14 protein-coding genes are annotated in these 18586 nt (G+C 71.0%); 7 read left to right on the top strand and 7 right to left on the bottom strand.

The genetic code is table 11. The features are described 5' to 3' along the window. The first annotated feature begins 10 nt into the window (after nt 1-10). The 4 genes from BpN12_RS20770 to BpN12_RS20755 all read left to right on the top strand — a co-directional run bounded on the left by BpN12_RS20770 (nt 11) and on the right by BpN12_RS20755 (nt 5377). Nucleotides 11-853, top strand: a complete 843-nt coding sequence (locus tag BpN12_RS20770) for an alpha/beta fold hydrolase (protein ID WP_246797334.1) — start codon at nt 11-13, stop codon at nt 851-853. Between the two features lie 28 nt (nt 854-881). After that, the gene (locus tag BpN12_RS20765; RefSeq protein WP_246797333.1) at nt 882-1922 is read left to right on the top strand and encodes a 2,5-dihydroxypyridine 5,6-dioxygenase NicX family protein; all 1041 of its coding nucleotides are present in this window, start codon (nt 882-884) and stop codon (nt 1920-1922) included. A gap of 14 nt (nt 1923-1936) precedes the next feature. Then, entirely contained in the window at nt 1937-2617 is a 681-nt protein-coding gene (locus BpN12_RS20760) for an isochorismatase family protein (protein WP_246797332.1), read from the top strand. A gap of 387 nt (nt 2618-3004) precedes the next feature. Next, a complete protein-coding gene (locus BpN12_RS20755) occupies nt 3005-5377 on the top strand; it encodes a xanthine dehydrogenase family protein molybdopterin-binding subunit (RefSeq protein ID WP_246797331.1) in 2373 nt (790 codons plus the stop codon). A gap of 76 nt (nt 5378-5453) precedes the next feature. Here BpN12_RS20755 and BpN12_RS20750 read toward each other — a convergent pair whose 3' ends face one another. Continuing rightward, the gene (locus tag BpN12_RS20750) at nt 5454-5897 is read right to left on the bottom strand and encodes a MarR family winged helix-turn-helix transcriptional regulator (protein WP_246797330.1); all 444 of its coding nucleotides are present in this window, start codon (nt 5895-5897) and stop codon (nt 5454-5456) included. Nucleotides 5898-6398: 501 nt separating this feature from the next. Between BpN12_RS20750 and BpN12_RS20745 the strand changes: the two genes are divergently transcribed. After that, nucleotides 6399-7706 (top strand): MFS transporter, encoded by a 1308-nt coding sequence (locus BpN12_RS20745; protein WP_246797329.1) that lies wholly within the window; start codon nt 6399-6401, stop codon nt 7704-7706. 127 nt (nt 7707-7833) lie between these two features. Here the strand turns inward: BpN12_RS20745 and BpN12_RS20740 are convergent, their stop codons facing one another. The 4 genes from BpN12_RS20740 to BpN12_RS20725 form a co-directional block, all read right to left on the bottom strand. Then, nucleotides 7834-8997 (bottom strand): porin, encoded by a 1164-nt coding sequence (locus tag BpN12_RS20740; RefSeq protein ID WP_246797328.1) that lies wholly within the window; start codon nt 8995-8997, stop codon nt 7834-7836. Further along, on the bottom strand, nt 8994-9296 hold the full coding sequence (locus tag BpN12_RS20735; protein ID WP_246797327.1) for a hypothetical protein: 303 nt from the start codon (nt 9294-9296) through the stop codon (nt 8994-8996). Before BpN12_RS20735 ends, BpN12_RS20740 begins: the two co-directional genes overlap by 4 nt. Before the next feature lie 494 nt (nt 9297-9790). Continuing rightward, on the bottom strand, nt 9791-10111 hold the full coding sequence (locus tag BpN12_RS20730; RefSeq protein WP_246797326.1) for a DUF4148 domain-containing protein: 321 nt from the start codon (nt 10109-10111) through the stop codon (nt 9791-9793). A gap of 209 nt (nt 10112-10320) precedes the next feature. Beyond that, nucleotides 10321-11202 carry a LysR family transcriptional regulator gene (locus tag BpN12_RS20725; protein WP_246797948.1) on the bottom strand — a complete coding sequence of 294 codons (882 nt, stop codon included), beginning with the start codon at nt 11200-11202 and terminating at the stop codon, nt 10321-10323. A gap of 597 nt (nt 11203-11799) precedes the next feature. Between BpN12_RS20725 and BpN12_RS20720 the strand changes: the two genes are divergently transcribed. Next, entirely contained in the window at nt 11800-14424 is a 2625-nt protein-coding gene (locus BpN12_RS20720; RefSeq protein WP_246797947.1) for a mechanosensitive ion channel family protein, read from the top strand. Between the two features lie 266 nt (nt 14425-14690). Here the strand turns inward: BpN12_RS20720 and BpN12_RS20715 are convergent, their stop codons facing one another. Further along, a complete protein-coding gene (locus tag BpN12_RS20715; protein ID WP_246797325.1) occupies nt 14691-15647 on the bottom strand; it encodes a LysR family transcriptional regulator in 957 nt (318 codons plus the stop codon). Nucleotides 15648-15765: 118 nt separating this feature from the next. Here BpN12_RS20715 and BpN12_RS20710 point away from each other — a divergent pair, with 118 nt between their 5' ends. Continuing rightward, the gene (locus BpN12_RS20710; protein ID WP_246797324.1) at nt 15766-17277 is read left to right on the top strand and encodes a CoA-acylating methylmalonate-semialdehyde dehydrogenase; all 1512 of its coding nucleotides are present in this window, start codon (nt 15766-15768) and stop codon (nt 17275-17277) included. A gap of 136 nt (nt 17278-17413) precedes the next feature. On the opposite strand, the gene BpN12_RS20705 is transcribed toward BpN12_RS20710, so the two are convergent. Beyond that, nucleotides 17414-18427 (bottom strand): zinc-dependent alcohol dehydrogenase family protein, encoded by a 1014-nt coding sequence (locus BpN12_RS20705; RefSeq protein ID WP_246797323.1) that lies wholly within the window; start codon nt 18425-18427, stop codon nt 17414-17416. Nucleotides 18428-18586: the final 159 nt, after the last annotated feature.

Raw genomic sequence — 18586 nt, 5'->3', positions numbered from 1 at the left:
GGAGCCGACCATGACGACCTCCACCTTCCTGTACGGCGCGAACGCCGCCGCCAACGGCATCCGCCAGCACTACCTGCGCTACGGCGGCGCGAGCGGCGAGCGCGCCGCGCGCTGCGCCGTGATCCTGATTCCCGGCATCACGAGCCCGGCCGTCACCTGGGGCTTCGTCGGCGAGGTGTTCGGCGCCGGCTTCGACACCTACGTGATCGACGTGCGCGGGCGCGGCCTCAGCGCGGCCTCGGACACGCTCGACTACAGTCTCGACGCGCAGGCCGACGACGTCGCCGCGCTGGCCACGGCGCTCGAGCTCGACCGCTTCGCGCTGGTCGGCCACTCGATGGGCGCGCGCATCGCCGCGCGCGCGGCCACGAAGATCGGGCACGGGCTCGCCTCGGTGGTGCTGGTCGATCCGCCCGTCTCGGGGCCGGGCCGCCGCGAATATCCGGGCAAGCTGCCGTGGTACGTCGATTCGATGGCGCGCGCGCGCACCGGCATCGACGCCGAGGGCATGCGCGCGTTCTGCCCGAGCTGGACCGACGAGGAACTGAGGCTGCGCGCCGAATGGCTGCATACCTGCGATGAGCGCGCCGTGCTGGCGTCCTACGAGGGTTTCCACACCGACGATTTCCACGCCGACGCGGCGCGCCTCACCGTGCCCTCGCTGCTGATCACGGCCGAGCGCGGCGACGTGGTGCGCGACGAGGACGTGGCCGAGCTGCAGCGCGCCACGCCCGCGATGCAGCACGTGCGCGTGCCGAACGCCGGCCACATGATTCCGTGGGACAACGCGGCCGGCTTCTACGCCGCGTTCGGCGATTTCCTCGGCGCGCCGCTCGTGCCGCCGCGCGCCTGAGCGCCCCCCTTTTCGACCGGAGCCGACCATGCCGATCAACGACACCCAACTGATCGACGCGTTCAAGCGCGTGCTGACGCTGTCCCGCCTCGAGGCGGGACAGACCGTGACGATCCTGACCAGTGCCTCGACCCACCCGCAGACGCTGCAATGCGCGCTGATCGCCAGCCAGCAGATGGGCGCGATCGTGAACCGCCTCGACCTGCCGCCCGTGAACGGCGAGAAGGCGTTCAGCCGCGATTCGCTGGCCTATCTCGGCACCACGCCGCTGACCGGCAACCACGCCGCGATCGCGGCGCTGAAGGCGAGCGACCTGGTGCTCGACCTGATGACGCTGCTGTTCTCGCCCGAGCAGCACGAGATCCTGAAGTCGGGCACCAGGATCCTGCTCGCGGTCGAGCCGCCCGAGGTACTGGCGCGGATGGTGCCGACCGAGGCCGACCGCACGCGCGTGCTGGGCGCCGCCGCGAAGCTGCGGGCCGCGCGCGAGATGCGCGTCACGTCCGCCGCCGGCACCGCGCTGGTGTGCCCGCTCGGCGAATTCCCGCCGACCGCCGAATACGGCTACGTGGACGAGCCGGGCCGCTGGGACCACTGGCCGAGCGGCTTCGCGCTGACCTACCCGAACGACCGCACCGCGCACGGCACGATCGTGATCGACCGCGGCGACATCCTGCTGCCGCAGAAGCGCTACGTGTCCGAGCCGATCACGCTGACCGTGGAAGGCGGCTACGCGACGAGGATCGAGGGCGGCGTGGATGCCGCGCTGCTGCGCGACTACATGGAGACGTTCGGCGATCCGGAAGGCTATGCGATCTCGCACATCGGCTGGGGGCTGCAGCCGCGCGCGCGCTGGTCCACGCTCGGCCTCTACGACCGCGAAGCCACCATCGGCATGGACGCGCGTGCGTTCGAGGGCAATTTCCTGTTCTCGCTCGGGCCGAACAACGAAGGCGGCGGCAGCCGCACCACCACCTGCCACATCGACATCCCGCTGCGCCACTGCACCGTGCAGCTCGACGGCGAGCCCGTCGTGCGCGACGGCCGCGTGCTCGACCAACCCGCCTGACGAAAAGGCCACGCATGAGCCAACCCAATTCATCGCTTCACGCCGCCCCCGCCTCCGATCACGCCGAGGCCGGCGTCTATCGCCAGCAGGGCTTCGGCACGCCGCTCGCGCCGGCCGGCAACGTCGGCCTGCTGATCGTCGACCTGGTGGTCGGCTTCGCCGATCCGGCCACCTTCGGCGGCGGCAACATCGCGGCCGCGATCGCGCGCACGACTCAGGCGCTGGCAGTCGCGCGCGAACGCGGCTGGCCGGTCGCGCACAGCCGCATCGTCTACGCGGCCGACGGCAGCGACGACAACGTGTTTTCGCTGAAGGTGCCGGGCATGGCGACGCTGACCGAGGATCATCCGAATAGCCGGATCGTGCCGGAACTGACGCCGGCCGCGGGCGAACTGGTGGTGCGCAAGCAGGTGCCGTCGGCGTTCTTCGGCACCCAGCTCGCGCCGTGGCTCACGCAGCGCGCGGTGCGCACGCTGCTGGTGGCCGGCGCCGTGACGAGCGGCTGCGTGCGCGCGAGCGTGGTCGATGCGATGTCGCTCGGGTTCCGGCCATTCGTGCTCAGCGACTGCGTGGGCGACCGTGCGATCGGCCCGCACGACGCGAACCTGTTCGACATGGCGCAAAAGTATGCGGCCGTGATGCCGCTCGACGACGCGATCGCGGCGATCGACGCGGCAGGCGCCGGCGTGCGTTGAGTTTTTTGCGCCGGGCGTTTGCAGCGGATTCATGCGCTGCCGGCGACGGTGCTGCTGGAAACGCGCAGGAAAACGGGCCGGGCCGGCGGCGGGCGCGATTCGTTACCGTCGCTGGTTGCGGCGGATAGCAGTCGTGATGTTGCCGTTGCGGTTTGCCGTTGCGGTTTGCCGTTGCGGTTTGCCGTTGCAGTTTGCCGTTGCAGTTTGCCGTTGCAGTTTGCCGTTGCGGTTTGCCGTTGCGATGCACCGTGCGGCCGCGCCGTTTGACCGGCAGGTTTTGGCTGTCTAGATTGCTGGATGCCGGCGCCGCGCCATGCGTGCCGCGCGGCGCCTCGAAGCCGGTTCGTGCGATGAACCGCCCTCCCCCCTCACGTGGAACCCAGGCTCGTGAACCGCTCCGAACTGCTCGCCCGCGATGGCTGCCTGACGGTGATCCGGCGCCCCGCGCCGCCCGTCAAACCGGCCGCCGGCCAGCCCGGCAGCCTGTCGTCGTATACGCCCGAGGTGGCGGAAGTGTTCGTCGCGATCCTCGACGACGGGCGCGTGCTCGCGTTCAACGGCCACGTCGATCTCGGCACCGGCATCCGCACCTCGCTCGGCCAGATCGTCGCCGAGGAACTCGACCTGCGGCCCGCGCAGGTCACCATGGAACTGGGCCACACGGCGGCCACGCCGAACCAGGGGCCGACCATCGCCAGCGCGACGATCCAGATCTCGGCCACGCCGCTGCGCGCGGCCGCCGCGCAAGCGCGCCTGGCGCTGCTCGCGCTCGCGGCCGAACGGCTCGGCGTGCCGGCCGCGCGGCTCGCCACCGACGGCGGCAGCGTGTTCGTGAAAGGTGATGGCGATGGCGATGGCGATGGCGATGGCGATGGCGATGGCGATGGCGATGGCAACGATAGCGCCGCCGCGCTCGCCGCCTGCGCCGCCCCGCGCCGCCTCGCGTTCGCCGAACTGGTCGCCGGCCGGCGCGTCGCGCTCGAACTCGATCTGCAAACCCCCGTCAAGGATCCCTCGACCTATCGCGTGATCGGCCGCGCCTCGCCGCGCGTGGACCTGCCCGCCAAGGCCACCGGCACGCTGACCTTCGTCCACGACATGCGCGTGCCCGGCATGCTGCACGGCCGCGTGGTGCGCCCGCCCTACAGCGGCCTCGACAGCGGCCCGTTCGTGGGCCGCCTGCTGGCCGGCGTCGAGCGCGAGTCGATCGCGCACCTGCCCGGCATCGTGGACGTAGTGGTGCTCGGCGACTTCGTCGGCGTGGTGGCCGAGCGCGAGGAACAGGCGCTGCGCGCGGCGCGCGAGCTGCGCGTGAACTGGCATCCGCTGCCGCCGCTGCCCTCGCTCGACGATCCGCGCGCCGCGATCGAGGCCGCGCCGGCCACGCGCCGTCCGCTGCTGGAGGAAGGCGACGTGGCCGCCGCGCGCGAGACGCCGGGCGCGCTCACGCTGTCGCGCACCTACGTCTGGCCGTACCAGCTGCACGGCTCGATCGGCCCGTCCTGCGCGCTGGCCGACTATCGCGCGCCGGGCGCCGGGCGCATCACCGTCTGGTCCGGCACGCAGAACCCGGTCACGCTGCGCTACGACCTCGCCACGCTGGTGGGCCGCGACGAGGCCGATCTCGACGTGGTGCGGATGGAGGCGGCCGGCTGCTACGGCCGCAACGGCGCCGACGACGTCTGCGGCGACGCGCTGCTGCTCTCGCGCGCGGTCGGCCGCCCGGTGCGCGTGCAGCTCACGCGCGCCGACGAACATCTGTGGGAGCCGAAGGGCACGGCGCAGGTGGTCGACGTGACCGGCACCGTGAGCCAGGACGGCCGCCTGCTCGGCTACGATTTCGCCACGCGCTATCCGTCGAACGACGCGCCGCTGCTGGCCTCGCTGCTGACCGGCACGGTGCCGGCCGTGCCGCGCGTGTTCGAGATGGGCGACCGCACCGCCGTGTCGCCCTACGAGAGCCCGAACCGCCGCTTCGTCTGCGACGACCTCGCGCCGCTGGTGCGCTCGTCATGGTTTCGCGGCGTGTCCGCGCTGCCGAACGCGTTCGCGCACGACGCGTTCGCCGACGAATGCGCGGCGCTGGCCGGCGTCGATCCGCTCGAATTCCGCCTGCGCCACCTGTCGGACACGCGCGCGGCCGAACTGCTGCAGGCCGTCGCGACGCGCGCCGGCTGGGTGCCACGCACGGCGTGGCCCGAGCCCGTGCCGGCCGACTCGCCACGCCTCGCGCGCGGCCGCGGCATCGCCTATGCGCGCTACGTCCATAGCCGCTTTCCCGGCTTCGGCGCGGCGTGGTCGGCATGGGTGGTGGATCTGGTGGTCGATCGCCTGACGGGCGAGATTCGCGTGGAGCGCGTGACGGTGGGGCAGGACACCGGCACGATGATCAATCCCGACGGCGTGCGCCATCAGATCCACGGCAACGTGATCCAGGTGTTGAGCCGCTCGCTGAAGGAGCGTGTGCGCTTCGTCGATGGCCGCGTGGCGACGCGCGAGTGGGCCAGCTATCCGATCCTGACGTTTCCGGAACTGCCGGCCGTGGACGTGGTGCTGATGCCGCGCCAGGGCGAGCCGCCGCTCGGCGCCGGCGAATCGGCCTCGGTGCCGGGGCCGGCCGCGCTGGCCAATGCGATCTTCGACGCCACCGGCGTGCGCTTCTGCGCGCCGCCGTTCAATCCCGAGACGATCCGCGCGGGCCTGCGCGAGGCCGGCCAGCTGCTCGACGCGCAGCCGGTGGCGCCGGCGGGGCGGCGCTGATCCGGCGCGCAGCCGGCGGCGAAGGGGTCAACGGCCCATGCAAACGGCAGGGGGACGGCAAAGGCCACGGCGCCGCTCAGGCGTCGTCGCCTTCCATCATCTTGTTGAGCAGGAATTGCAGCGCGACGCGCTCGCCCACGTTCAGCGCGCCGTAGGTGCGCTCGGTCACCTGCCGCGCGAACGGCACGGTGCGATCGATCAGCGCGAGGCCGGCCGCGCTCGCGCGCACCACCAGCTTGCGGCCGTCGCTCGGATCGGGCAGCACGTCCACCAGCGAGCGCGCCTTGAGCCGCTCCACCACGCCGCGGATGGTGGCCTGGTCGATCGCGGTGGTCTTGACGATGTCGTTCAGCGAGCAGCCCTTCTTTTCCTTGACCGTGCAGAGCGTGACGAACTGCGCGGCGGTCAGGTCGGAATCGGGGATCGCCTCCTGGAAGATCGCGACGTGACGCTGGTAGGCGCGCCGCAGCAGGTGGCCGATCTGGTCGTGAAAGTCGTAGGAATCTTTGGAGGACGGCATGAACGGCGGCGGCCCGACGGCCCGGAATCGAAAGACACGCAGTGTACACCCTCGACTTTCGCGCTCCGCGGGCGCCCTGCGCGCCATCGCGACCAGATCAAGAAGCGGACCCGCGCCCTGCCTCGCACTTCGTCCCGCAAGCCTTGCGTGCGTGCGGGCCGCCACCGCGCGGGCACGGAAGATGCATAACGTGAAGCCGCAGCAATTCGTAATGTGTACGCTTCATTTTCATGCGAATCCGCACTATTCGAGTGCGGCGAGGCCAACCCGCGAGACACCGGCGCACCGTTCCCGATCCTCATGGAAACCCCTAGTGAAACAATGGATTCCACCCACACAACGGGTTTCGGCAGGACACTTTTCGAGCCTCGTGCGCGCAATAATTTTATAGTGTGTACGCTCATTAAATGGCGTGATATACAGACTACCGGGCGCCGCCGCGCACCTGAACGCGGCGGCCGGCTTCCACCCAACCCCATCCATCCGAACAGGGGCAGTCCCATGTCAACGACTCATCCGAACGCGGCCCTGCCGGCCGCACCGGCACAACAGCAGGCGCTGTACCGCAAGGTCACGATCCGTCTCGTCACGATCTTCTGCCTCTGCTACTTCGCCGCCTACCTGGACCGGATCAACATCGGCCTCGCGAAGCTGCAGATGCTCGACGCGCTGAAGTTCAGCGACTCGATCTACGGGCTCGGCGCGGGCCTGTTCTTCGCCGGCTACATCCTGTTCGAAGTGCCGAGCAATCTGGTGCTGCAGCGCGTGGGCGCCAAGCTCTGGATCGCGCGCATCATGATCACCTGGGGCATCCTCTCGGGCGCCACGCTGTTCGTGAAGACGCCGATGCAGTTCTACGTGGTGCGCTTCCTGCTCGGCGCGGCCGAGGCCGGCTTCCTGCCCGGCGTGCTGCTGTACCTGACGCAGTGGTATCCCGACGCGCGCCGCGCGCGCATCGTGGCGCTGTTCATGGTGGGGCTGCCGCTGTCGAGCATGGTGGGCAGCCCGATCTCGGGCTGGATCATGCGCGCGTTCGACGGCCTGCACGGGCTGGGCGGCTGGCAGTGGCTGTTCCTGCTCGAGGCGCTGCCGTCGATCGTGCTCGGCTTCGCGGTGCTGCGCTGGCTGCCGAATTCGATCGAGACCGCCGCCTGGCTCGACGCCGACGAGAAGCAGGCGCTGCGCGCGAACCTCGACGGCGATCCGGCCGACAACAAGAGCCACGCGCTCGCGCGCGCGTTCAGCGATCCGAAGGTCTGGGCGCTCGGCATGATCGACCTGTGCGTGCTGCTCGGGCTCTACGCGGTGAGCTTCTGGCTGCCCACCATCCTGCGCGACACGGGCGTGAAGGACGCCTACCAGATCGGCTGGCTGATGGTGATCCCGAACGCGGCCGCGGTGCTGGCCACGCTCTATTGCGGTGCGAGTTCGGACCGCACGCGCGAGCGCCGCTGGCACATTGTGGTGCCGTTCGCGATCGCGGCGGTCGCGCTGGTGGCCGCCGCCGGCGCGCCGCACGGCACGCTGATGACGCTGCTGCTGTTTTCGCTGATCAACGCGGGCGCCGCCGCCGCGATGCCGGTGGTCTGGTCGCTGCCGTCGATGTTCCTGAAGGGCGCCGCCGCCGCGGGCGGGATCGCGTTCGCCTGCTCGCTCGCCAACCTCGGCGGCTTCGGCAGCACCTATTTCATCGGCTGGCTGCGCGACACGTTCCATTCGCAGAGCGCCGGGCTCTACGGCTTCGCCGCCTGCATGCTGGTGGGTTGCGCGCTCGCGCTCGCCTATCCGAAGCAGCTCGTCAACCGCTGAAGCGGCGGGGCTTCGATCCCCTCGGTCTCCCCTGCCCGCGAAAACGACAACGCGGAACCGTCGCCGGTTCCGCGTTTTTTTTGCTGCATCGGCGCGGCTCACGCCGCGCCCGCTGCGTCCCGCCCGATCAGAAGCGGTGGCGCAGGCCGATGCGCGTGGCGAACTGAGAGTTCGCGCCCGCGTTGCCGAGGAACGACGACGACGAGCCGATCTCCGCCTGCACCGGCACCACGCGGCCGGCCACCGTGTTGCTGCCGGCCGCGTGCTGGTAGACCGCCAGCACATAGACGTCGGTGCGCTTGGACAGCGCATAGTCGAGCGCGCCGCTCAGCTGGTGCCAGCGGCCGTCGAAGGTGCCGCCCAGGTCCGAGAACGTATAGGCGAGGCTGGCCGCGAGCGGCGTGGCGAGCTGGTATTTGCCGCCGATTTCGTAGTTGTTCAGCGTCGAGGACGGCAGCAGCAGCGGCTGGAACTGCGTGTGCGTCCAGTTCGCCCAGGCCACCGCCGACCCGAGCGTGTAGCGCGCGCCCACGCCGACCGTCGAGAGGCTGCGCAGCCCCTGCGTGTTGACGTTCGCGATGCTGACGCTGAACGCCGGCGCGGCCGCGTTCGGGAAGCGGATGCTGGTGTAGGCCGCGCCGATGCTGACCGGCCCCTGCGCGAAGTTCGCGCCGAAGCTGTAGGTGCTCGACGAACCCTGCGTGGTGGTGGTGCCGACCGTGGTGGTGGGCGTGCCGGCGAAGTTCGTCGAGTTCGAGAAGCCGTACAGCGCGCCGAACGTGAGGCCCGCGAAGTTCGCGCTGGTGAACTTCACCGCGTTGTTGATGCGGCTGGAGGTGAGCTGGTCCAGATCGTTGATGTGGTACGCGTAGTTGCCGGCCACGGTCTGGCTGCCGGCCGAGTAGTTCGCGCCGATCACGTCGGTCGAGAACGAGTACTGGCGGCCGAACGTCAGCGCGCCGACGCCGGCCTTCGACAGGCCGACGTAGGCCTGCCGGCCGAACAGCGCGCCGCCCTGGCCGAGCGTGCCGTCGCCGCTGCTGAAGCCGCTCTCGAGCACGAAGACCGCCTTGAGGCCGCCGCCCAGGTCTTCCGAGCCGCGGATGCCCCAGCGGCTGCCCTGCGCGACGCCGTCGCCGTACTTGACGAGGTCGCTGTGGCCGGTGCTGGTGGCGGCCTTGTTCGTATAGGTCACCCCGGCGTCGATCACGCCGTACAGCGTGACGCTGCTCTGCGCGTAGGCCGACGCGCCGAACGCGCCGAGTGCCGCCAATGCAATGGTCTTCTTCATTCCTGTTCCTGACGATTCCTGATGATGAAACGACGCTGACGGCCGGCGGGCCGGCGCTCGCGACGCGATGAAACGAACCGGCCGGACCTGGCCGCCGCGCGCGGCGCCGCAACTGGCACGAAGCGAAAACGGCGCGCGTGACGGCGCCTCGCCGGGCCATGCGCGATCAGGTCGAACGATTCGCTGGATTCAGCCGAGGCCCCCGTCGGCGGCAGCCGGTCGATCGGACCGGTGGCCGCCCCTCGCCGCTGCGCGGAACGCGCCGGGAGAGTGCCGGGCTCCGTGGTGACCGGAGCCATGGCTGGCTTCGTAATATTTGGTGAAATATAGCCAGCTGGTTGTCATGCGTAAACGTTTTCATCGTCACTGTCGGCTGGAGGCGACAGTTTTAGTGCCGGATGGCTGGACGACGCTCGGTTCGAATCCGGGAAGTGGCCCGGCGGATTCGCGCAAAAGGCGCGCCGGTGCCGGGGTTTCAGGCGATGCGGATGCGCGGCCCGGGGGCGTGCGCGGCGCCTTGCAGCAAGCGGGGAATGAAGCCAGAAACCGAATGCATCAAACGCGCGCGCGAATTCCGGTATAGGCGGGCGGAATCGCGGCGGTGCATCGGGTGGGCGGCGAGGCGGGCGAGGTGTTCATCAGCCCGGCCATGTGATTTGCAGCGACCTCCAATCGACAAGGGCGACCCGAATGGGCCGCCCTTCTTTCACCTGCCGCTCGATCGCGAAACGATCACGCGATTCGCGTATCGGATCGATCCGGCAGCGAGACGAGCCTGACGTGGCGCGATCGATCACGGATGACGATACATCGCGTCCCAGTCCGACTTCGACACCACCGGGCGGCTGCCCGACTGCGTCGCGTTGCTCACGCCGCCGTAGCCGCTCGTGTCCACGCCGTTGACTGCCGCGACCTGGTGCTCGGCGGCCTGGATGTCGGCCGGATAACGCGTATCGGCGCCGGCGGACGGGCGCCAGCCGGTCTGTTCGAGTTGCACCAGTTCGGCGCGCACCTGTGCGCGGGTGACGGGACCGTTCGACTGCGCCTGGGCGAACGAGGCAACCGGAACGACGAGTGCGGCGGCAACGGCAACGGCCTGGATCAGGTTCTTCATGATCGATACCTCCTGGGTGTTGGTGTGTTCGGTGCGAGCTGTTTCGCAACCGATGGAATGCAGTGTAGGCGCATCAACACCTAGGGTTAACGCTTAAATCGTGACAACAGTATTTCTTGATGCAGAACAATGAGCGGCCAGTCCGATGCACTAGTGCGTGGCTGATCGGCAGCGGATTCCGGGCCTCGCGCCCGGCCCGACTCGCCGCGTCATGAATGCGGCACGGGCTCGCGCGCGGCCGCCGCCAGGCATTCGGCGAACGCCGCGGCGGCCGCGGGCCGCTCGCCGGCCGTGCGCTCGACGTAGCCGATCTCGCGCGTCGGCGGCTCGCCGCCGAGCGGCAGCGCCGCCACCGTGCGCGGCAGGCGCAGCGCGCTCGCGAGCGGCACCAGCGCCACCCCGACGCCGCGCCCAACCAGCTCGACGATCGCCTGCAGTTCGTCGAGTTCGACCACGTCGTGGACGGTCACGCGCACCTTGCGCAGCCAGCGATCGACGATGCGTCCGCCGAACGAGTTGCGGTCGTAGCGCACGAACGGCTCGCGCTTGAGCAGCGCGCGGGCGCCGTCGTGGCGCAGCGCGCGCGGCACCAGCAGCACGAACGGCTCGTGCGCGAGCGCATGCCATTTCAGTTCGGCCGGCAGCGCGAACGGCGGGCGGATCAGGATCGCGCCGTCCACCTCGCCCGAATCGACCTGCGCGAGCAGGTTCAGCGACACGCCCGGAATCACGCGCACGCGCCAGCCCGGCGCGCGCTCGCGAAACGGCACGATGGTGCGCACCAGCAGCGAGGTCTGCGCCGAGGCGATCGCGCCGATCCGCAGCAGGCCGCTGTCCTGCCCGGCCGCGCCCTGGTCGGCGAGCCGCGCGTAGGCGGCCAGCAGCACCTCGGCGCGCTCGACGGTGCGCCGGCCCGCCGCGTTCAGCGTGGCCGAGCGGCCGGTGCGATCGAACAGCGCGAAGCCGAGTTCGTCCTCGAGCCGCTGGATCTGCGCGCTGACGGCCGACTGCGTGAGGCCGACCTGCGCGCCGGCACGCGCGAACGTGCCGTGGCGCACGACGGACAGGAAGGTTTTCAGTTCGCGGATCATGGTCCGATTGATCGAAATCATTGCAGGAAGGCCGCCAATATAACGTGCTTCGCAACGAATTTCTTCATGCGTTTCGGGTCATGGAGACGGGATTCCACAGGCCGGGGCGAACCGGCCCGTGCCCGATGCCCCGGCCGACATCGTTGCGCCCGCAACCAATCCGGGCGCCGTCATGAAAGCGCCACGCGGCCGGCACGGCCATGCCGCCCCGATGCGCGACGCGGCACGTCTCTTGCGTCCTCGCGCCCGCCCCTCGCGCGACGGGCCGCGAGGCCGGCGCGGCGAGCCGGCTTTCGCCAGGGCTCCGGACCGCCCCGGCAAGCCCGCCCGGCGCGGCGGTCCGCCTGCCGCCGGCGACGGCAAGCGCTTGATTCGCAACGCACGCCCGCCCGGCCAGCGCGTTCGCGACGGCGCCGGCCCGGCTTCCATCCGGCCAAATACGGGACCGCGCCGGGAAGCGCGGCACGGCGCCCGATGCGCCGCCGCACGCGGCGCGCCATCCGGCGGAACTAATCGGTGCCGGGTCCGATCATGTTAACTTCCTCCTCGTTTTCCACGATCGGCCGGCGCGTCGTGCGCGCGGCCACCACGCCCAACATGCGACAGATCCTTTTCGGCTGGCTGCTCGCCATCGTCGTCACGTCGGCCCAGGCGGCCGCACCCGCCGCGGCCCCCGCCTCGGCCGCCTCCACCGCCGTGCCGCCGCTCACGCCGCAGCAGGCGCAACAGGCGCTCACCGTGCTCGAGAACCCGCGCCAGCGCGCGCAGTTCGAATCGACGCTGCGCGCGATCGCCGCCGCCGGCGCGCTGAGCACGCCCGCCGCACCGGCCAGTGCCGCCAGCGCCGCCAGTGCGGCCTCGGCCGCGAGCGCCGCGTCGGCCGCCTCGAGCCCCACCGCGTTCCTCAGCAACGGGCTCGCCTCGCAGTTGATGCGCCAGGGCTCGCACTGGGCAGCGCAGATCGGCAACGCACTGCGCGACTCGATGCGCTCGCTGCTCGACGTGGGCTCGGTGGGCGCGTGGTGGCGCGCCAAGCTCACGCACGCCAACGAGCGCGCCGACTTTGCCAGCTTCCTACAACTGATCATCGCCGCGCTGGCCCCCGCGCTGCTGATCGAATGGCTCGCGCGCCGGCTGCTGCGGCGTGCGCTCGCGGCACTGGCCGCGCGCCGCGCCGGCGGCGGGCTGGTCGGCGAGCTGTCGTCCGAATCGGCGGCCGAATCGCCGTCGGCCCCGTCGCCGACCCCCGCCGACGCCGCCACGCCCGCCGACGCCGCCACGCTCGCCGCGGCCGGCACCGGCGCGAGCCCCGCGCCGCATCCCGACGAGCCCGACCACGCGCAGCGCGCGGCCCACGCCACGCGCGGGCGCGGCCATGCGCTGCGCCACAGCACGCTGCTGCAGCGCATGCCGCGCGCGCTCGTGAGCCTCGCGCTGCGCGCGATTCCGCTGCTGGTGTTCGTCGGCGTGGCCACGCTGATGATGTCGATCCTGACCGACGACGACACGCCCGCCGCCAACGCGATCGGCTCGCTGGTGGACATCTACGTGATCTGCCGCGCCGTGGCGATCGTCTCGCGCCTGTTCTTCCAGCCCGACGCGCCGCAACTGCGGCTGCTGCACATCGGCGACACCTGGGCCGCGTTCACGCAGCACTGGATCCGCCGCATCGTGATCGTGATCGGCGCCTGCTCGGCGGTGGTCGAGACGGCCGGCAGCTTCGGCCTGAGCGACGCGGGCCACGTCGCGCTGATGAAGGCGGTGGCGCTGATCGGCCACGTGATGGTGTCGATCCTGATCCTGCAGTGCAGCCGGCCGGTGGCCGCCTGGATTCGCGCGCAATGTAGCGGACAGCCCTCGCTCGCGGTGCTCGGCAACGCGCTCGCCGACGCCTGGGCGCCGGTGGCGGTCTTCATCGTGATGGCGCTCTGGTTCGTCTGGGCGCTCGACGTCCACAACGGCTACCACGTGCTGATCGCGCTGGGCGGACGCTCGATCGCCGTGATGATCGGCATGCGGATCGTCTCGATCGTGGTGTTCGGCGCGCTCGCGCGCCTGTTCGAGCGGCACGGCAGCGACCACGGCACGGTGATGCACCGCCATGCCTATCGCTACTATCCGCTGCTGCGGCAGGTGGTGTCCGGCGTGGTCGGCATCGTCACGCTGCTGCTGTTGCTGCAGATCTGGGGCGTGCCGGTCGCGCGCGCGTTCGAGGCCGGCACCATCGGCCACCGCCTCGCCTCCGCGCTGGTGACGATCGCGATCGCCGCGCTGGTCGCGCTGCTGGTGTGGGAAAGCGCGAACATCGCGATCGAGCGGCGCCTCGACCGCTGGACCCACCAGGGCAACCTGATGCGCGCCGCGCGGCTGCGCACGCTGCTGCCGATGCTGCGCTCGCTGCTGTTCGTGCTGATCGCGCTGGTGGTGGTGCTGACCGGCCTGAGCGAGCTGGGCGTGAACGTCGGGCCGCTCCTGGCCGGCGCGAGCATCTTCGGCGTGGCGCTCGGCTTCGGCTCGCAGAAGCTCGTGCAGGATTTCATCACCGGCATCTTCCTGCTGATGGAGAACGCGATGCAGGTGGGCGACTGGGTCACGCTGGCGGGCGTGTCGGGCACCGTCGAATACCTGTCGATCCGCACCGTGCGGCTGCGCGCCGGCGACGGCTCGCTGCACACGGTGCCGTTCAGCTCGGTGTCCACCGTCAACAACACCAATCGCGGGCTCGGCAACGCGGCCGTGAAGGTCAGCATCCTCTACAGCGAGGACATCGACCGCGCGGTGGAGACGCTCAAGGAGATCGGCGCCGCGCTGCGCGAGGATCCGAAATACAAGGACGGCATCCTGTCGGACTTCGCCTACTGGGGCGTCGATTCGGTGGACGGCTCGGCGATCACCATGTCGGGCCAGGTGCAGTGCCGCGACAGCGGACGCTGGGGCGTGCAGCGCGAGTTCAACCGACGCATCGCCGTGCTGTTCGCCGAGCGCGGCATCCGCATCGCGAACCCGCAGCGCACCGTCTATGCGCGCGATCCGGGCGAGGCGGCCGAGGCGGGCGATGGCGGCGAGGCCGGGGGCGATCCGCGCGATCCCGATGGCGGCGACCGCGGCGGGCCGAAGGACGGGGCGCCGTCGAACGGGAAGGCAGACGCATCCTCGGCCGAGGCGCAGGCCGACAAGCCCTCCACGGCCGCGCCTCACGCGCCGCCGCCGACCAGGTCCTGACGGCGGCTTGCCGGGCCATGGCCGGTGCCGCGGCCCGGCCACGCGTAACGCCCGCGCCCGTGGCTCGCGGGCCGCATCGGACCGGACCGGATGAATCGTCAACGCCGCGCATACCGCCGGCGTCGCGGCCTGCGGGCCGCCTGGCAGCCGAATCCGGATGAATCATCAGCGCCGTGCGCACCGCCCGCGCGATGACGCCCATGATGGCCGTGGCGACTCGCGACGGTCGATGGTTCGCGGCGCCCCATCACCGCCCGGCCTCGCCGTCAGCGCCCTTCCCCACCCTCGTCGAAACCGCCCGCGAACGCCTCGCGCAGATAGGCGACGAACGCCCGCACCACGCGCGGCACGTGCGTCGCATAGGGCCGCACCGCCAGCAGCTGCTCGGCGAACACACCCACCGGGCGCCACTCGGGCAGCACCCGCACCAGCGTGCCGGCGCGCAGCGCGGCCACCGCCGTGAAGTCGGGCAGCAGCGCGATGCCGAGCCCGTCGAGCGCCGCGTCGCGCAGCACCTCGCTGTTGTTGGCGCCGAGCGGGCCGGTGATCGGCACCGTCACGCGCGCGGCGCGCTGGCGCCGCGTGCCGGCGCGCTCGAAGGTCCACGCCGCCGAATCGTGGCTGCGCGGGTAGTAGAGGCAATCGTGGCCGGCCAGCTGGTCCGGCTGCTCGGGCGCGCCGCGCGCGGCCAGGTAGGCCGGCGTCGCGACGATCACCGAGCGGGTGCGGCACAGCTTCCAGGCCACGTGCGTCTCGGGCGCGGCGGCGCTGTGGCGGATCGCCAGATCGAAGCCCTCGGTGGCGAGCGAGGCGAGCCGGTCGGACACGTCGAGCTGGATCCGCACCGCCGGATAACGGCGCCGGAATTCGGCGAGCCGCGGCACCAGCTGCTGGCGCGCGAGCGCCACCGGCGCCGTCACGCGCAGGCTGCCGCGCACGTCGCCTCCCGTGTCGCGCACGCCCGTGAAGCTCTGCGAGATGCGGTCGTAGAGCGGGCGCGTCTCGTCGGCCAGCCGCAGGCCCGCCTCGGTCAGCCGCACGCTGCGCGTGGTGCGCTGTACCAGCGGCACGCCGGCCGCGCGCTCGAGTTCGGCGATCTTCAGGCTGACGGCCGCCTTGCTCACGCCCAGCCGCCCCGCGGCGCCCGTGAAGCTGCCCTGGTCGGCCAGCACGGTGAGCCAGTGCAGATGGACCCAGAGGCTTTCGATATGGTCGATTGGCATCGCTCGATCGTTTAGAAATTTAAACAATGATTTCACCGCCAGTGTATATCCAGCGCGCCGGGCGGCTCCTACACTGCCGGACATCCACACTGGCATCGGCCACATCCCGGAGGAGCACATGGATTCCTACACCGATCGCGCGGACGTCGAACATTTCATCGGCGGCCAGCGCACCGCCGGCCGCGGCACGCGCTCGCAGCCCGTCTACAACCCCGCCACCGGCGACATCGCGCGCACGCTGCGCCTCGGCGACGCGAGCGACGTGGACGCGGCCGTGGAGAGCGCGAAGCGCGCCTTCACGGGCTGGAGCAACACGCCGCCGATCCGCCGCGCGCGCGTGATGCTGCGCTTCCTCGAACTGATGAACCAGCAGCGCGACGCGCTGGCCGCGATCATCACGGCCGAGCATGGCAAGGTGTTCAGCGACGCGCAGGGCGAGGTCTCGCGCGGCATCGACGTGATCGAGTTCGCGTGCGGCATCCCGCAGCTGCTCAAGGGCGACTACACCGAGCAGGTCTCCACCGGCATCGACAACTGGACCACGCGCCAGGCGCTCGGCGTGGTGGCCGGCATCACGCCGTTCAACTTCCCGTGCATGGTGCCGTGCTGGATGTTCCCGGTGGCGATCGCGGCCGGCAACTGCTTCATCCTGAAGCCGAGCGAGCGCGACCCGTCGGCCTCGCTGTTCATGGCCGAGCTGCTCGAGCAGGCCGGGCTGCCGGACGGCGTGTTCAACGTGGTGCAGGGCGACAAGGAAGTGGTGGACGCGCTGCTCGTGCATCGCGACGTGAAGGCAGTCAGCTTCGTCGGCTCGACGCCGATCGCGAACTACATCTACGAGACCGGCGCGAAGCACGGCAAGCGCGTGCAGGCGCTCGGCGGCGCCAAGAACCACATGGTGGTGATGCCCGACGCCGATCTCGACGCGGCCGTGGACGGCCTGATCGGCGCCGGCTACGGCTCGGCCGGCGAGCGCTGCATGGCGATTTCGGTGGCGGTGCTGGTGGGCGAGGTGGCGGACAAACTCGTACCCCGCCTCGCCGAGCGCGCGCGCCAGCTGAAGATCGGCAACGGCATGAACGCCGAGTCGGAAATGGGTCCGGTGGTCACGCGCCAGGCACTGGAGAAGATCGAAGGCTACATCGGCCTCGGCGTCGAGGAAGGCGCGACGCTGGTGGTGGACGGCCGCGGCCACCAGGTGGCGGGCCACGAGCATGGCTTCTTCACGGGCGGCACGCTGTTCGACCACGTCACGCCGGAGATGCGCATCTATCGCGAAGAGATCTTCGGGCCGGTGCTGGCCTGCGTGCGCGTGAAGGACCTGGGCGAGGCGATCGAGCTGATCAACGCGCACGAGTTCGGCAACGGCGTGGCCGTCTACACGCGCGACGGCCACGTGGCGCGCGAGTTCGGCCGCCGCATCGAGGTGGGGATGGTGGGCATCAACGTGCCGATCCCGGTGCCGATGGCGTGGCACGGCTTCGGCGGCTGGAAGCGCAGCCTGTTCGGCGACATGCATGCCTATGGCGAGGAAGGCGTGCGCTTCTACACGCGCCAGAAGTCGATCATGCAGCGCTGGAACGAGAGCATCGAGAAGGGCGCCGAGTTCGCGATGCCGACCGCGAAGTAAGCGGCGCGCGGCGCCGGGAGGCTCGCCCCCGGCCCGCCTGCATGAGCAAGGAAAGGCCGGCGTGCAGTTCAGCAGCGCCGGCCTTTTCACATCGTCAGATCGTCACGTTTTCACCTCGGGCGCGCGGCCCGCGTGCTTACCACTCCACCACGATCTTGCCGAAGTGGCCGCCCTGCTCCTGCCAGCGGAACGCCTCGGCCAGTTCATCGAAGCCGAAGCTGCGGTCGATCACGGGGCGGATGCCGGTGGCCTCGAGCGCGGCCACGTAGTCCTGCTGCTGGCGCCGGCTGCCGACGATCAGCCCCTGCAGCCGCGCCTGCTTGCCCATCAGCGCGGCGGTCGGCACATCGCCCTGCATGCCGGTCAGCACGCCGATCAGCGAGATGTGGCCGCCCACGCGCACCGCGTCGATCGACTGCGCGAGCGTGCCCGGCCCGCCCAGCTCGATCACGTGATCGACGCCGCGCCCGCCCGTCAGCTCGCGCGCCACGCGGCCCCAGTCGGGCGTCTGCCGGTAGTTGACGGTGTGATCGGCACCGAGCGCGCTGGCGCGGCTCAGCTTCTCGTCCGACGACGAAGTGACGATCACGGTCGCCCCCGCCGCCTTGGCGATCTGCAGCGCCGCGATCGAGACGCCGCCGGTGCCGAGCGTGAGCACCACGTCGCCGGCCTTCAGGCCCGCGTCGCCCACCAGCGCGCGCCAGGCGGTCAGCCCGGCGGTGGTGATGGTCGCGCTCTCGGCGTGGCGCCAGCCGCGCGGCGCATGCGTGAACGCGCCGGCCGCGCGCACCACCACCTCGGTCGCGAAGCCGTCGATGCCGTCGCCGGGCGTGCCGGCGAAATCGCCGACCGGCGTGGACGGCGCGCCGTCGGCCCAGTGCGGGAAGAACAGCGAGACCACGTGGTCGCCCGGCGCGAATCCGGTCACGCCCTCGCCCACCGCCTCGACCACGCCGGCGCCGTCGGACATCAGCACGCGGCCGTCGTCGGTGCCCATGCCGCCCTTGGCGACGATCAGGTCGTGGAAATTGAGCGAGGTGGCGTGCAGCGCGACGCGGATCTGGCCCGGCCCCGGCCGGCCCGGATCGGCCACTTCACGGATCTCGATGCGGTCGAGACCGCCGGGGGCGCGGAATACGGCGGCCTTCATGCGAACCTCCGGCGAAGGGCGGCGGCGGCAGGCGCGCGCGAAACGAAAACGACTGAATGCATGCTGGACTCCCTCGAAAGCGGGTGGGAAGGAAGCGCGGGCGCCGGTGGCCTCGTCACGGCAAGGCATGGCACGGCGGCGCGCGCTGGAGCCGGTGCC

Origin of the sequence: Burkholderia perseverans (assembly GCF_022870505.1) — a bacterium.
GTDB lineage: Bacteria > Pseudomonadota > Gammaproteobacteria > Burkholderiales > Burkholderiaceae > Burkholderia > Burkholderia plantarii.
This window is presented reverse-complemented; position numbering and strand designations above follow the sequence as displayed.

Excerpts from the sequence above, each read along its gene's own strand:
- BpN12_RS20770 (WP_246797334.1), top strand. The coding sequence starts at position 11 with ATGACGACCTCCACCTTCCTGTACGGCGCGAACGCCGCCGCCAACGGC.
- BpN12_RS20765 (WP_246797333.1), top strand. The coding sequence starts at position 882 with ATGCCGATCAACGACACCCAACTGATCGACGCGTTCAAGCGCGTGCTG.
- BpN12_RS20760 (WP_246797332.1), top strand. The coding sequence starts at position 1,937 with ATGAGCCAACCCAATTCATCGCTTCACGCCGCCCCCGCCTCCGATCAC.
- BpN12_RS20750 (WP_246797330.1), bottom strand. The coding sequence starts at position 5,897 with ATGCCGTCCTCCAAAGATTCCTACGACTTTCACGACCAGATCGGCCAC.
- BpN12_RS20745 (WP_246797329.1), top strand. The coding sequence starts at position 6,399 with ATGTCAACGACTCATCCGAACGCGGCCCTGCCGGCCGCACCGGCACAA.
- BpN12_RS20740 (WP_246797328.1), bottom strand. The coding sequence starts at position 8,997 with ATGAAGAAGACCATTGCATTGGCGGCACTCGGCGCGTTCGGCGCGTCG.
- BpN12_RS20735 (WP_246797327.1), bottom strand. The coding sequence starts at position 9,296 with ATGGCTCCGGTCACCACGGAGCCCGGCACTCTCCCGGCGCGTTCCGCG.
- BpN12_RS20730 (WP_246797326.1), bottom strand. The coding sequence starts at position 10,111 with ATGAAGAACCTGATCCAGGCCGTTGCCGTTGCCGCCGCACTCGTCGTT.
- BpN12_RS20725 (WP_246797948.1), bottom strand. The coding sequence starts at position 11,202 with ATGATCCGCGAACTGAAAACCTTCCTGTCCGTCGTGCGCCACGGCACG.
- BpN12_RS20720 (WP_246797947.1), top strand. The coding sequence starts at position 11,800 with ATGCGACAGATCCTTTTCGGCTGGCTGCTCGCCATCGTCGTCACGTCG.
- BpN12_RS20715 (WP_246797325.1), bottom strand. The coding sequence starts at position 15,647 with ATGCCAATCGACCATATCGAAAGCCTCTGGGTCCATCTGCACTGGCTC.
- BpN12_RS20710 (WP_246797324.1), top strand. The coding sequence starts at position 15,766 with ATGGATTCCTACACCGATCGCGCGGACGTCGAACATTTCATCGGCGGC.
- BpN12_RS20705 (WP_246797323.1), bottom strand. The coding sequence starts at position 18,427 with ATGAAGGCCGCCGTATTCCGCGCCCCCGGCGGTCTCGACCGCATCGAG.